Consider the following 14,543-nt stretch of genomic DNA (forward strand, 5'->3'; position numbering starts at 1 on the left):
GCTCTGCAGGACCGCGAGGTGCTCCCTTAGCCGGGGAACCTAAGGGCCATCCTACGGTTACCGTTTCATCATTATGCAGGTGGAGCGAGGGACGTGTTCGGGGTTGACCGATGACGAGAGCGACCGAGGGGGCCTCGGCCGATCGCAACGCCGTCTTGGCTACCCTCGGCGATCATATTCGAGAGATCGGCAGCCCCGACGATCTCGCCTATGCGGCGGCGGAGCTGCTGGGCCGCAGTCTCAATGTCAGCCGGGCAGGTTACGGCACCGTCGACACCTCAGCAGAGACCATCACGATCGCGCGCGACTGGAATGCGCCTGGGATCTCGAGCCTGGCCGGTGTGCTGCGCTTTCGCGACTATGGCAGCTATATCGAAGACTTGAAGCGGGGTGAGACGGTCGTCTGCGCCGATGCTGAAAAGGACCCTCGCGTCGGCGACCGCGCCCGAGCTCTCGAGGCGATCTCGGCGCGCGCATTCGTCAACATGCCGATCTCCGAGCCCGACGGGGTTGTGGCGCTGTTGTACCTGAACAATGCCACGCTCCGCGAATGGAGCCCAGCGGAGCTGGAGCTCATCCGCGAGGTTGCCGAACGCACCCGCACCGCGGTCGAACGTCGGCGCGCTGAGAGCGCGGTGCGCGAGAACGAAGCACGGCTCCTCTTCCTAGACGCTCTCAACAAGCAAACGGCCAAGACGCGCGATGCGGACGGCGTCATGGCGGTGACGACGAGAATGGTCGGTGAGTATCTCGGCGTCTCCAGCTGCGCCTATGCCGACATGGATCCTGATCAGGACGGCTTCACCATCCGCGGGGATTGGGCGGCCCCCGGTGCGATGCACATATTGGGGCACTACAGCCTTGCCGACTTCGGCGAGAAGGCGGTGCGAGAGCTGGGCGCCGGGCGGCCCCTCATCATCAACGACAATCTGAAGGAAATCGCTCCCGAGGAAGCCGCCACTTTCCAGCGCATCGGGATCGGTTCGACGATCTGCATGCCCTTGGTGAAGGAGGGGCGCCTGACCGCCTTGATGGCCATTCATCACCGTGGCCCCCATCTGTGGACGCCGCGCGAACTTGCCTTGCTCACCGAAGTGACGGAGCGATCATGGGCCCACATCGAGCGCGTACGATCGGAGCAGGCGGCGCGCGAAGCTGCCGAACGGCTGGTCCTCGCCAACAAGGCCGCAGGGATCGGCACCTGGGACTACGATCCGGTCAACGATATCCTTCGATGGGACGCCCGCTGCAAGGAGGTGTTCGGTCTCTCGCCGGATACCGAGGTCAGCTATGAGGGCTCATTCCTGAAAGGCATTCATCCCGACGACAGGCAGCGCGCTCATGAGGCCGTCTCGAACGCGCTACAGCCCAATTCTCCGGGAAGCTACAACATCGAATACCGGACCGTCGGCATCGAGGATGGCGTCGAGCGCTGGATCGCCGCAACGGGCCACACGATCTTTTCCAATGGTCAGGCCACACGATTCATCGGGACTGTGCTCGATATCTCCGTCCAAAAGAAGACCGAACGTCATCTGCGAATCCTCAACGATACGGGAGCATCGGTCGCCCGCGAACGCGATCTCGACAAGATCGTCCAGATCGTGACCGATGCCGGCGTCGAGCTGACGAGTGCCCAGTTCGGAGCGTTCTTTTATAACGTCCTGTCGGCGGACGGCGGCAGCTACATGCTGTATTCGCTGTCCGGCGTGCCGCGATCCGCTTTCGAAAACTTCCCGATGCCGCGCGCCACCGCCGTGTTCGAGCCGACGTTCAAAGGCACGGGCGTGGTGAGGTCGGACGACATCCTGCAAGACCCGCGCTATGGCAAGAATGCGCCGCGGAAAGGCATGCCCGAGGGCCATCTTCCGGTCCGGTCATACCTGGCGGTCCCCGTGGTCTCGCGCAGCGGCGAAGTGCTCGGTGGGCTTTTCTTCGGTCATGCGGAGGTCGGTCGATTCCACGAAGAGCACGAGGCCGCATTGCTCGGCATTGCCGGCCACGCCGCGACCGCGATCGACAACGCCCGGCTGCTGACCAGGCTCGAAGCGCTCAATGCCGAGCTGGAGCAACGTGTCGCCGACGAGATCGCCGAGCGCATGAAGGCCGAGGAGCAATTGCGGCAATCGCAGAAGATGGAAGCCGTCGGGCAATTGACCGGAGGGATCGCCCACGACTTCAACAACATGCTGGCCGTCATCCTCGGCAGCTTGAATCTCGCCAAACGGCGGCTCGGCAAGGGCGAGCTCGACATTGACCGCTTCCTCGAGAGCGCCATGGATGGTGCGAACCGCGCCGCCACCTTGACGCAAAGGTTGCTGGCGTTCTCGCGACAGCAGCCTCTTGCGCCCGAGGTCGTGGACATCAACAAGATGGTCGGTGAAATGAGTGAGCTGCTCGAGCGCTCGCTCGGCGAGCTCGTCCGTCTCGAGACGGTGCTGGCGGCCGGCCTATGGCGCGTCAAGGCAGACCCCGCGCAGCTCGAAAGCGCTCTCGTCAATCTTGCGGTCAATGCACGCGATGCCATGCCGAAGGGGGGCAGGCTGACGATCGAAACCGCCAACGCCTCGATAGACCCAAAATATGCCCGCGAATACGCGCTGCAGCCCGGGCAGTACGTTCTCGTTGCGGTGACGGACAACGGCACGGGCATTGCGGCGGACGTGCTGGGAAAGGTCTTCGATCCGTTCTTCACGACCAAGATCGTCGGCAAGGGGACTGGCCTTGGCCTCAGCCAGGTCTACGGCTTCGTGCGGCAGTCCGGCGGCCATGTCAAAATCTATTCGGAGGTGGATGTCGGTACGACCGTGAAGATCTATCTTCCACGCTTCGCGGGCGAGGAGCCTGTCTCAACTCCGTCGCACGGCGTACCACATCCCGGTGCAAGTCTGCAGAGCGAGACCATCCTCGTCGTCGAGGACGACGAGCGGGTCCGCGGCATCTCCTCCGAAAGCCTGCGCGAGCTTGGTTATACCGTCGTCGAGGCCGCCAGCGCCCGGGAGGCGATCGGCAAAATCGAAGGCGGCTTCGTTCCGGATCTGCTGTTCACGGACGTCGTCATGCCCGACATGACCGGTGCCGAACTCGCGGCCGAACTGTCGAGACGATACCCGGATCTGAAAGTGCTGTTCACCACCGGCTACACGCGCAACGCGATCGTCCACAATGGCGTGCTCGATGCCGGCAAGCATTTGCTGTCCAAGCCCTTTGCGATCGAAGACCTGGCCGCCAAGGTCCGCTCGCTGCTCGACGAGGGGTGAATGAATGTTGCGCGTTGAATCGCCCCGCGGGGCGATGTCCGACCTCATTTCAAGGCGAGGGAGCGGGCCGAGGGTTTGTGCTGACGGTCAGTTGGGGGGCGGGCGTCCAAGGGCTCTCGGGCCAATGAGGTGCCTGCCAGGGAGCCGCTTTCCCAGGCGTCGTCGGCCAGGAGCTTGTCGGGCCCGGCGTCGGCAATGCGCAGGATGCCTTGAGCCGAGCCCATTGTGACGGCAGGCCCGCCAGGTCGAGCTCGAATGTCATGATGTCCGTCTTGTCGTCCGCGATCGGCGTGCTTTCGCGGACATGCAGGGAGCGGGAGGCCAGTATCGCCTTGATCATGTCGGCATCGATGTTGCCGCGCCAGACCTCGTACTTGCCGGTCCGCAGCGGAGCTCCTCCGGCGGTCTTCTCTTTGTCGGCATCCGCCGCGATCAGGATCGTGCTCTTGCCGGCGGCCGCTTCGTCGACCTCGGCCACAAATGTCAGCGGCGCGCCCTTGCTGCTTTCGCAAGACAGCCGCAGCTCCATCGTTCGGAACGCGGAGCCGTTCGCCTTCTTTGCCGTGGCGATCTTGCGGACGAACGGCCGGGCCTCCTTCTCCAGCGACCAGTTCGTCTCAGCGAGCGGTCGCGTGTCAATGCCGAAACCGTACAGCTCGGATCGCGTCAGCACGTGCAGGCTTTCGAACTTCACCGTTCGGACGAGGGAGTCGAGCTCGCGGCTAATTCCCATCGCCGCGATGAACGCGGCGCGATCGCGATCGGCCGCCAGGAGCCGGCGACGCCTGTATTCTGCGACCGCCGCCGGATCGGGCCGTCCGTCGAAGGCGAGCACCAGCCTGGAGTTATGGACCGCCATTGTGGCGTCGGGGGCGACCTCGCGCGATGCCGCCCCGAGAAACAGGTATGCGCAGGCCGAGTTGCACATGGCACGGTTCGTGGCGAGTTCGGCCTTGACCTCGCCGCTCGCGTTCTTGAGCTTCAGGCAAGCGGCGTCTCGCTGCGTGCCCGCGGCGCAGGCGGTCGCGATCGTCCGGCCAACCCTGGCAACCGCCTTGCGGCTGCGCAGCAACCGCGCGATCGCGTAAGACTGCTCGACGTTGCCGCCTGGCGAATGGAGATAGATCGGACGCTGCAGGTCCTTGACGGCGGCGAGGAAGCGGCGAATGCGCAGCGCAGCCTCCCGATCGATCTCGCCCTCGATGGCGATCCAGCGATCGCAGCCCGGGCCGCATGCGTCGGCTGGCCCCTTGGCGAGATAGATCGTCAGCCTGGAGGCGAATCCTGCTTTCTCGGTCGGCGTTGCTTCGGCACGCAAAGTGCCGGGAAGCAAGAGCGAGGCAAGGAGCAGGATGCGAGCGAGCATGGATCGACTGCGCGAAAGGAAAGTTTGACCGGACGCTATACGATGACTGGCGCGGTCACAACTTGCGCTCGCCATGCGCATTTACTCGGACAACGGCCGGCAATGCTGCGTCCGAGAACGCTCTGGTACTGGCGGCGCGGCCCGGGCGGCGAGGGGGGACGTTCGCTCGGATCAGAGGTTCGCGCGTGAAGCTCCGCTTGTCGGGAGAATGCCGGTGGGGGCGAGCATGAGCGAGGCGCGGTGCTCTCAGCGAGGCAGCAGAAGGGATGATCGTCTGAACGCGCGCGGGCGAGCGTGCGATTGATGCGAGCGCGAATGTGATGAAAGCGAGCGAAAACATGGCGACAATTTGGATGCGGAACTCGAGCGTGTCTTTCGATTCTCCCATCACGCGAATGTGCGCGCGACGATGTTGCGCGCGCATGCAGTTTGTCTCGCCTCGGCGACATTGAAAGTGCTGAAGACCCTTGTTTCAAAGGGTTTCCGCGCACGTGCCGATAAACATTTGTTAGTGAGCAAGGTCCTTTCGATCGCACCTGTTGCCTCGTGGTTACAGCAATTCCGTCGATCGCTGTTATGACGACACCACGGCCGGGGGGCCCACTGAAGAAACTGGAACGGGAATCAAATGAAGAAGAATTTGTTGCTTGCAGCTGTCAGCCTCGTCGCGCTCAGCGCGGCTGCGCCGGCACTTGCGGCAGATCTCGCGGCACGGCCCTACACCAAAGCACCGCCGGCGGCGATCGCTGCGGTGTACGACTGGAGCGGCTTCTACATCGGTATCAACGGCGGCGGCGGTTCGGCTGACACGTCGTGGGATCTGGTCGGCTTCGGTCCGGAAGGCTCCCACAACTCGACCGGCGGCACCGTCGGTGGCCAGATCGGTTACCGCTTTCAGTCCGGCCAGTTCGTGTTCGGTCTCGAGGGCCAGGGCAACTGGGCCGACTTCTCGGGTGACAACATCAGCGGCCTCACCGGACTCCGGAATCGTACGCGGGTCGACGCGTTCGGTCTGATCACGGGTCAGGTTGGCTACGCCTGGAACAACGTCCTGCTCTACGCGAAGGGCGGTGCGGCGGTCGTCAGCAACAAGTACGACGTCTACAGCGTCGTGACGGGTGCGAATCTCGACCGGGCCGACGAGACCCGCTGGGGTGCCACGGTTGGCGCGGGCCTCGAGTTTGGTTTTGCTCCGAACTGGACGGTCGGCGTCGAGTACAACCACATCTTCCTCGGCGACCACAACGTCACCTTCGCCAGTGGCGCTGTCGAACGCATCGGGCAGGACATCGACATGGGTCTCGTCCGCCTGAACTACAAGTTCGGCGGCCCGATGATCGGCCGTTACTGAGACTGACCGCTCCACGTGAGCGGCTGACGAAAGCCCCGGCCTCGGCCGGGGCTTTTTTGCTGTTTGTCTTCAGCGAGTTAACCATCTCCTTTCGGCGGCTTCCGGATCGCTTGACTCCATAGAACGAAATGAGAACAATGTTCTTCATACGTTCCAACAAGGGAGCAGGCCATGTTCAGGGTTTTCGTGGAAGAAGCCGCCGCACTGGCGTCCATCACGCTGTTCGTCGGGATGATCGCGATCTGGGCCCAGGTCATTCCGCAGCTCTAGGCCGGCTTTCTCCGACCTCTTGGGGAAAAGCGGGACGACGCGCCCAAGCGGCCGCTCCGGCGTGGACTCTCAAGCTGTGAGACCCCACCATTGAGAGGCGAGTCGGCCGCGAGTGCATGATGCCTTGAGGCGCCGACGACCGCTCCATCTCATCTGCAAGAGGCCGTCACGCGACCATGCCGAGCGCCGGATTTGTCCACCTTCACGTTCACTCGGCCTATTCGCTGCTCAAGGGCTCGATCAAGATCGCCAAGCTCGCCGAGCTTGCCAAGAAAGACCACCAGCCGGCGCTGGCGCTGACCGACACCGACAATCTGTTCGGCGCGCTGGAGTTCTCCGACAAGATGGCGGGCTCCGGCATCCAGCCGATCGTCGGCTGCGAGCTCGCCATCGATTTCGGCGATCAGGATCCCAACGCGCGCAACGCGATGGGGCCGTCGCGCGTGGTGCTGCTCGCCGCGCAGGAACGCGGTTATCGCAGCCTGATGCGGCTGAACTCGCGCGCGTTTCTGGAATCTCCGGACAGCCATGCTCCGTTCATCAAGTTTGACTGGCTCGAAGGCGAGACCGAGGGCCTGATCGCGCTGACGGGCGGGCCGGACGGGCCGATCTCGCTGGCGCTCGCCGGCGGCATGGCCGAACTCGCCGGCGCGCGGTGCGAGCGTCTGGCTGCTCTGTTCGGCGACCGTCTCTACATCGAATTGCAGCGCCACAACGCCGAGAAGGAGCGGCGCGTCGAAGGCGGCCTGATCGACATCGCCTACGCCAAGGGACTGCCGCTGGTTGCGACCAACGAGCCGTATTTCGCGACCACTGACGATTACGAAGCGCATGATGCGCTGCTCTGCATCGCCGGCGGCCGGCTGATCGCCGAGACCGACCGTGTGCAGCTGACACCGGATCATCGCTTCAAGACGCGCGCCGAGATGGCGGTGCTGTTCGCCGACATTCCGGAGGCGCTGGCCTCGACGGTGGAGATCGCCGAGCGCTGCTCGTTCCGGCCGATGACGCGCAAGCCGATCCTGCCGTTCTTCACCGTCGGCGCCGCGGCGAGCTCGGACGCCGCCGCGGTCGAGGCGGCCGAGCTGAAGCGGCAGGCGGAGGAGGGGCTCGCCAACCGTCTGCGCGTGCACGGCCTCTCTCAGGGCACGACGGAAGAAGACTATAACAAGCGCCTGGCGTTCGAGCTCGACGTCATCATGCGCATGAAGTACGCGGGCTACTTCCTGATCGTGTCCGACTTCATCAAATGGGCCAAGGCTCACGGCATTCCGGTCGGGCCGGGCCGCGGCTCCGGTGCGGGCTCGCTGGTGGCGTGGGCGCTCACCATCACCGACCTCGACCCGATCAGGTTCGGCCTGCTGTTCGAGCGCTTCCTCAATCCGGAACGCGTCTCGATGCCGGACTTCGACATCGACTTCTGCCAGGACCGCCGCGGCGAGGTGATCAGTTACGTGCAGCAGCGCTACGGCCGCGACCAGGTCGCGCAGATCATCACCTTCGGTACGCTGCAGGCGCGCGGCGTGCTGCGCGACGTCGGCCGCGTGCTGCAGATGCCCTATGGCCAGGTCGACAAGCTGACCAAGCTGGTGCCGCAGAATCCGGCGGCGCCGGTGACGCTGGCGGCCGCGATCGAGAGCGAGCCGAAGCTGCAGGCGTTCCGCGACGAGGATCCCGTGGTGGCGCGCGCCTTCGACATCGCCCAGCGTCTCGAAGGCCTGACCCGCCACGCCTCGACCCACGCGGCCGGCATCGTGATCGGCGATCGCCCCTTGAGCGAGCTCGTGCCGCTCTACCGCGATCCCAAATCCGACATGCCGGTGACCCAGTTCAACATGAAATGGGTCGAGCCGGCGGGCCTCGTCAAGTTCGACTTCCTCGGCCTGAAGACGCTCACCGTGCTCGACGTCGCCTGCAAGCTGCTCAAGCCGCGCGGCATCGATATCGATCTCGCCACGCTGCCGATCGACGACGCCGAGAGCTACCAGATGCTGGCGCGGGGCGAGGTGGTCGGCGTGTTCCAGGTTGAAAGCCAGGGCATGCGGCGGGCGCTGATCGACATGCGCCCCGACCGTTTCGAGGACATCATCGCGCTGGTCGCGCTCTATCGGCCGGGCCCGATGGCGAACATCCCGACCTATTGCGCGCGCAAGCACGGCGACGAGGAGCCGGAATATCTGCATCCCGTGCTGGAGCCGATCCTGAAGGAGACCTTCGGCGTCATCATCTACCAGGAGCAGGTGATGCAGATCGCGCAGGTGATGTCGGGCTATTCGCTCGGCGACGCCGACCTGTTGCGCCGCGCCATGGGCAAGAAGATCCGCGCCGAGATGGACAAGCAGCGCGACATCTTCGTCGCGGGCGCGGTGAAGAACGGCGTGCCGAAGGGGCAGGCCGAGACCATCTTCGAGCTGCTCGCGAAATTCGCCGACTACGGCTTCAACAAGAGCCACGCGGCGGCTTACGCGCTGGTGTCCTACCACACCGCCTACATGAAGGCGCATTATCCAGTGGAGTTCATCGCCGCGTCCATGACGCTCGATCTGAACAACACCGACAAGCTCTCCGAATTCCGCTCCGAGGCGCAGCGGCTCGGCATCAAGGTCGAGCCGCCGAACATCAACCGATCGGGCGCGACCTTCGAGGTCGGCGAGAACACGATCTACTACGCGCTCGCCGCGCTCAAGGGCGTCGGCATCCAGGCGATCGAGCAGATCATCGCGGAGCGCACCCGGGGCGGCCTGTTCACCTCGCTCGCGGATTTCGCCGCGCGCGTCTCGCCGCGCGCGATCAACAAGCGCATCATCGAAAGTCTCGCCGCCGCCGGCGCCTTCGATACGCTCGAGCCGAACCGGGCGCGCGTCTTTGCCGGTGCGGACGCGATCCTCGCCGCCTGCCAGCGCGCGCATGAAGCTGCGACCATCGGCCAGAACGACATGTTCGGCATGTCGGCGGATGCGCCGACCATCATGCTGCCGCAGGTCGAGCCGTGGCTGCCGGCCGAGCGGCTGCGCCGCGAATACGACGCGATCGGCTTCTTCCTGTCGGGGCATCCGCTCGACGATTACGCGACCGTGCTGAAGCGGCTGCGGGTGCAGAGCTGGGCCGAGTTCTCGCGCGCGGTGAAGACCGGCGCCACCGCCGGCAAGGTCGCCGCGACCGTGGTCTCGCGCATGGAGCGGCGTACCAAGACCGGCAACAAGATGGGCATCATGGGGCTGTCCGATCCCACCGGCCATTTCGAGGCGGTGCTGTTCTCGGAAGGCCTTGCGCAATATCGAGACGTGCTGGAGCCGGGCGCGGCCGTGCTGCTGCAATTAGGGGCCGAGCTTCAGGGCGAGGACGTCCGCGCCCGCGTGCTGCATGCCGAGCCGCTCGATGACGCCGCGGCGAAGACGCAGAAGGGGCTGCGCATCTTCCTGCGCGACACCAAGCCGCTGGACTCGATCGCCAAGCGGCTCGCCGGGCCCGAGATGGCGGCCGCCAACGGCGGCGTGCCGAAGGTCGGCAGTCCCGGCATCGCACCGCGCGGAAACGGCGACGGCGAGGTCTCGCTGGTGCTGATGCTCGACCTCGAGACCGAGGTGGAAATGAAGCTGCCCGGCCGCTTCAAGGTCTCGCCGCAGATCGCTGGCGCGATCAAGGCGGTGGCGGGCGTGGTCGACGTGCAGCAGCTCTGACATTGCGCGCATCGCTGCAAACCAAAGCTTAACTATTTGGCTCGCACCTGGTTTCAAAGTTGCGCCAGCGCAGCTATCAGTTGTCGTCTCGGCAATCTCGTTCGGACCGGAAACCACGGAAGAAAAACACCATGTGCGACCAATGCTCTGACGACCTGCATCAGCCGGTTACTCCCTCCCGGCGCGCCATGATGCTGTTGGCCGGTTCAGCATTTGCGTCCGCCGCCATTGGCGGCTCCGCGTTGGCCAAAGAGGCGAAGGCGCCGCCGAAGCCGCACAACGTGTTGTCGCCCGATGCGGCGCTGAAGCGGCTGATGGAAGGCAATGCGCGCTATGTCTCGGGCGTGTCGCGCCGCCACGACTTCAAGCACGAGCGCGAGGCGCTGGTCGGCGGCCAGAATCCCTACGCGGCCGTTCTGAGCTGCGCGGATTCCCGCATCGCGCCCGAATATGCCTTCGACAGCGGACGCGGCGACCTGTTCGTGTGCCGCGTTGCCGGAAATTTTGCCGGCGATGAGACCGTAGCGAGCATGGAGTACACTGTCGCGGTGCTCGGAACGCCCCTGATCCTGGTGCTCGGGCACGACAATTGCGGCGCCGTCGATGCGACGATCAAGTCGCTAAAGGACGACAAGCCGCTGCCGGGACACATCCCCTCGCTGGTCGCTGCGATCGCGCCGGCGGTGAAGGCGGCGGCGCAGCAGAGCGGCAATGCGCTCGACAACGCCATCCGCCAGAACGTCATGAACAACGTCGCCAAGCTGAAATCGGCCGCCCCGATCCTCAACGCGGCAGTCGAGCAGGGCAAGCTCAAGGTGGTCGGCGGCATCTATCGGCTGAGCACCGGGACCGTCGAGTTGCTCGCCCAGGGCTGAGAGCATCGGGCGTGGGATGGTCGCGCCTCTTCCAGGGAGAGGCCGGCCGGCGGATTATCCCGTTGACGCTCGACACAGTGGTCGCCGGATGCTGTTGCAACCAAGTGGTGTTTCCCACTAGGATGCTTCCGGGGAATTTCTGGGGGCGTGATGTTGCTGCGTGGACTGGTACTGTTCGTGGCCGCCTTGTTGCTGTGCGGCTGCGAAACCGCAAGGAGCGGGCTCGACTATGCGGCAGCAGAGCGAAAGATCGGCCCACCGAAAGCAGGGCAAGCACGTGTGGTCGTCCTGCGCGAAAAGGGCTTCGGCGGGATCGGCGATCCCGACTGGGCATTCAGCATCGATGGAATACCGGTCAAAGGTCTGAAGACAGGGACATACGTCTATGTCGATCGGCCCGCAGGGCAACATCAATTCGTGGCGGAAGAGGCAGCGCTCGGCGTCACGCGCGTGGACTTCACCGCGCGATCGGGCCAGACCTTGTTCTTCGTTGCGCGCTACAGCGAGCGAAAAAACGCGATGATCGCAAATTCGAGTACGGGATTGCTCGGCTGGGGCCTCACGCTCGCGATCACCTCTGGGTACAAAAATCAGGGGCCGCTGGATTTCATGCCGCTGGAGGAGCAGGCTGCGCGGACGACGGTTGCAGAGCTCCGACTGGCCGAATAGGCGAGCGGGAGGCGTTTGTTGGTTTCGGCATCGCGGCATGGCGTGAATTGAGGGCCAAAGGCGGGAAGCCCACCTCGTCTTGCATCTTACGCTGGGCTCGCGCAGGCAGCGGCGCGGCCATGTCGTCGCCTCAATCCGGTCATCTCGTTCAAGTGCCATTCAGCTCGCCGCGCGCCTGATACGCGGTGGCCACCTCAACGACAAAAGCGGGCACAGCCATGCGCGGGACGCTCAAAGTCTTTCTCTGCCTTCTCCTGCCGATGGTGGCCCTTGCCGCGGGCACGCCGCATCAGGCCCGCGCCCAGCAGCAGGAGAAGCGCATCGCGCTCGTGGTCGGCAACGGCGCCTATGCCAAATCGCCGCTGGCGACCACCGCGAACGATGCCGGCTTGATCGCGCAGACGCTCCAGGCGGCCGGCTTCGACGTGGTCGGCGCGCGCGATCTCGACGGCGACACGCTGCGCAAGAGCTTGCGCGATTTCATCCAGAAGGCCCAGGCGTCGGGCCCGGGCACCGTCGCGATGATCTATCTCGCCGGCTACGGCGTGCAGCTCGCCGGTGAGAACTATTTCATCCCGGTCGATTCCAACATCAGCCGCGACACCGACATACCGACCGAGGCCCTGCGCATCAGCGACTATGCGCGCCAGCTCGCATCGATTCCGCTCAAGGCCAATATCGTCGTGCTCGACGCAGCCCGTGCGCAGCCCTTCATCGAGGGCGGTCAGCCGATCGCGAGCGGTCTGGCGCTGGTCGAGCCCGAGGCGAACATGCTGATCGCCTTCAATGCCGCGCCCGGCACGGTGGCGCCGGAGGAGCCGGGGCCCTACGGCATCTACGCGCAGTCGCTCGCCGAGATGATCCGCACCGGCGGCTTGCCGCTGCCCGAGGTGTTCGAGCGCGTCCGCCTGCGCGTCAACGAGGCCTCCAAGGGTGCGCAGGTGCCCTGGAACGAGCAGAAGATCTCGGCGCCATTCTCGTTCTTCGAGCGCGCGCCCGATGCGCCGCCGGCGGCTGCGCCCGACCAGGTCGCCGCGATCCGGAGCAAGCCGATCCGCGATCTCGGCGTGCAGGACGCCTATGCCGCCGCGCTCGAGCGCGACACGCTGGCGGCCTATGAGGAGTTTCTCGCGGCCTATCCGAATGATCCGCTTGCCAAGCGCGTGATGGCGATCGTTGCCGCGCGCCGCGAAGCCATCACCTGGCGGCGGACTTACCGGACGGACACGCCGGAGGCCTATTGGTCGTATCTGCGCCGCTATCCGCGCGGGCCGCATGCGGCGGATGCGCGGCGCCGCCTTGCGATCCTCACCGCGCCGCCCGAGCCGCCGCCGACCTTCGCGATGATCGACTACGACGTGCCGCCACCGCCGCCGGAGGAGGTGGTCTATGTCGATCGCCCGGTGCTGTATTTCAGCGATCCCGATTTCGGTTTCGCGCCGCCACCGCCACCACCGGTCTATTATCTGCCGCCGCCGCCGCCTGATTTCGTCGTGTTGCCGCCGCCGCTGCCGGTGGTCGGCCTGTTCGTGCTGCCGCAGCCGGTGTTCGTGCCGATCCCGGTGTTCGTGAGGCCGCCGGTCTATGTCGCGCCGCCACCGAACAACATCATCTACCAGAACATCCACAATACCACGGTCATCAACACCGTCATCAACCGCCCACCGGCGCCGCCGCCGGCCACGGGGCCGGCGCTCGGATCTGGGATCGGACCTGGCAATCTGGCGCCGGCGGTTGCCGGCCGCGCCACGCCGGCAGGACCGGCCGTGCCGCAGGCGGTCGTTCAGCGCGCCGCCCTGATCCAGCAGGGCAAGGCGCCGATGCCGCCGAGCGCGACCATCCAGCCGACGGCGAGGCCCGGTATCGCGACACCAGCTCCTGCCAATGTCGCGCCTGGCACGACAGCGCCGCCGCCCGCCGGCGCCAAGCTGCCGCAGGCCAATACTGTACCGCCGCCGGGAGCTCCCGGCAGCCCGCCGGCCGGAGCGCCGCCCGCGACGGGCACCCCCAGCGGCACACCAAGTCCGACCGCAAACGCTCCCGCCGGCAGCGCCGCTACAACCCCGCAAGCGCTGGCCCCGACCAAGCCGCCGCCGGCCAATACGCTGCCGGTGCCGGGATCTTCGGGCAGCCCAGCGGCCGGAGCGCCGCCCGCGACGGGGACGCCCGGCGGCACGCCCAGTCCGAGCGCGAATGCTCCCACCGGCAACGCCGCAGCAACCCCGCAAGCGCTGGCCCCGACCAAGCTGCCGCCGGCCAATACGCTGCCCGTGCCCGGCACCCCCGGCGGGCCGCCGCCGGCCAGGGCAGGGGCTGTGCCCGGGACCGTCCCATCCCCTGGCAAGCCCGCCGCGACCGCCACGGCGCCGAGCGGCAACGTTCCGCCGGCGCAGCCGAACGCGGCAACGACGCCCAATCACCCGCCGGCTTCCGGAACCGCGGCGAGCCCGTCCGCGGCCCTGCCCAGGCCGCCGGGGGCAACGACCCAGCCTGCGCCTGACCTGCGCGGCAGGCCGGGCGGGCCCCAGCCGGGCGCTTTGCCCCCGCCGAGCGCGGCTACCGGCAAGCCCGCGGCCCCGACTGCAGTCAAACCCGCGGCACCTCCGCCTCCGCCTGTAGCGGCGCGGACACCGTCCGGAGTTCAGGATCATCGGCCCGCGCCAGCGCCACCGCAGGCCGCCAGGCCCGCCGCTCCGCCGCCGCCTCCTCAGGCCCTGGCAAGGCCGACGCCGCCGCCTCCGCCGCGCGTTGCGCCACCTCCGCCGCCGCGAGCGGCGCCTCCGCCCGTGGCCGTGGCGCGGCCGGCGCCACCGCCACCTGTTGCCCGGCCGGCGCCGCCTCCGCCAGCGATGGCGCGGCCGGCACCACCGCCGCCGCCGGTTGCGCGGCCAGCGCCGCCGCCGCCACCACCTCCGGTCACCCGACCGGCGCCGCCGCCGATGGCCGCCGCGCCGCATCCGGCGCCGCATGCTCCTCCGCGGCCGGCCGGCCCGCCACCGAAGAGCTGCCCCCCGGGCCAGCCCAGGTGTTAGGAGGCGCAAGGGGCAGGGATGCGGGATGCGACAGCAGCCT

At 66.4% G+C, this 14,543-nt stretch carries 7 protein-coding genes; 6 read left to right on the top strand and 1 reads right to left on the bottom strand.

Annotated features, from left to right (window positions below):
* Window positions 1-110: 110 nt before the first annotated feature.
* Entirely contained in the window at window positions 111-3,260 is a 3,150-nt protein-coding gene (locus tag ABIA40_RS10125) for a GAF domain-containing protein (protein ID WP_404540881.1), read from the top strand.
* 49 nt (window positions 3,261-3,309) lie between these two features.
* On the opposite strand, the gene ABIA40_RS10130 is transcribed toward ABIA40_RS10125, so the two are convergent.
* Window positions 3,310-4,626, bottom strand: coding sequence for a hypothetical protein (locus tag ABIA40_RS10130; RefSeq protein ID WP_404540883.1), 1,317 nt, complete (start codon window positions 4,624-4,626; stop codon window positions 3,310-3,312).
* A 628-nt stretch (window positions 4,627-5,254) separates the two neighbouring features.
* On the opposite strand from ABIA40_RS10130, the gene ABIA40_RS10135 reads away from it, so the two are divergent.
* The 5 genes from ABIA40_RS10135 to ABIA40_RS10155 all read left to right on the top strand — a co-directional run bounded on the left by ABIA40_RS10135 (window position 5,255) and on the right by ABIA40_RS10155 (window position 14,503).
* Complete coding sequence (locus ABIA40_RS10135) at window positions 5,255-5,977, top strand: outer membrane protein (protein WP_271537996.1); 723 nt, start codon at window positions 5,255-5,257, stop codon at window positions 5,975-5,977.
* Between the two features lie 446 nt (window positions 5,978-6,423).
* Window positions 6,424-9,927 carry a DNA polymerase III subunit alpha gene (dnaE, locus tag ABIA40_RS10140; protein ID WP_404540885.1) on the top strand — a complete coding sequence of 1,168 codons (3,504 nt, stop codon included), beginning with the start codon at window positions 6,424-6,426 and terminating at the stop codon, window positions 9,925-9,927.
* 131 nt (window positions 9,928-10,058) lie between these two features.
* Complete coding sequence (locus tag ABIA40_RS10145; protein ID WP_404540887.1) at window positions 10,059-10,802, top strand: carbonic anhydrase; 744 nt, start codon at window positions 10,059-10,061, stop codon at window positions 10,800-10,802.
* A gap of 150 nt (window positions 10,803-10,952) precedes the next feature.
* On the top strand, window positions 10,953-11,471 hold the full coding sequence (locus ABIA40_RS10150) for a hypothetical protein (protein WP_275499779.1): 519 nt from the start codon (window positions 10,953-10,955) through the stop codon (window positions 11,469-11,471).
* A 218-nt stretch (window positions 11,472-11,689) separates the two neighbouring features.
* On the top strand, window positions 11,690-14,503 hold the full coding sequence (locus ABIA40_RS10155; RefSeq protein WP_404540888.1) for a caspase family protein: 2,814 nt from the start codon (window positions 11,690-11,692) through the stop codon (window positions 14,501-14,503).
* The last annotated feature ends 40 nt before the right edge of the window (window positions 14,504-14,543 follow it).

The sequence above is a fragment of the Bradyrhizobium sp. USDA 223 genome, assembly GCF_044909005.1.
Taxonomy (GTDB): Bacteria; Pseudomonadota; Alphaproteobacteria; order Rhizobiales; family Xanthobacteraceae; genus Bradyrhizobium; species Bradyrhizobium yuanmingense.

Coding starts and splice junctions, on each gene's coding strand:
- ABIA40_RS10125 (WP_404540881.1), top strand. CDS start 111: ATGACGAGAGCGACCGAGGGGGCCTCGGCCGATCGCAACGCCGTCTTG.
- ABIA40_RS10130 (WP_404540883.1), bottom strand. CDS start 4,626: ATGCTCGCTCGCATCCTGCTCCTTGCCTCGCTCTTGCTTCCCGGCACT.
- ABIA40_RS10135 (WP_271537996.1), top strand. CDS start 5,255: ATGAAGAAGAATTTGTTGCTTGCAGCTGTCAGCCTCGTCGCGCTCAGC.
- dnaE (WP_404540885.1), top strand. CDS start 6,424: ATGCCGAGCGCCGGATTTGTCCACCTTCACGTTCACTCGGCCTATTCG.
- ABIA40_RS10145 (WP_404540887.1), top strand. CDS start 10,059: ATGTGCGACCAATGCTCTGACGACCTGCATCAGCCGGTTACTCCCTCC.
- ABIA40_RS10150 (WP_275499779.1), top strand. CDS start 10,953: ATGTTGCTGCGTGGACTGGTACTGTTCGTGGCCGCCTTGTTGCTGTGC.
- ABIA40_RS10155 (WP_404540888.1), top strand. CDS start 11,690: ATGCGCGGGACGCTCAAAGTCTTTCTCTGCCTTCTCCTGCCGATGGTG.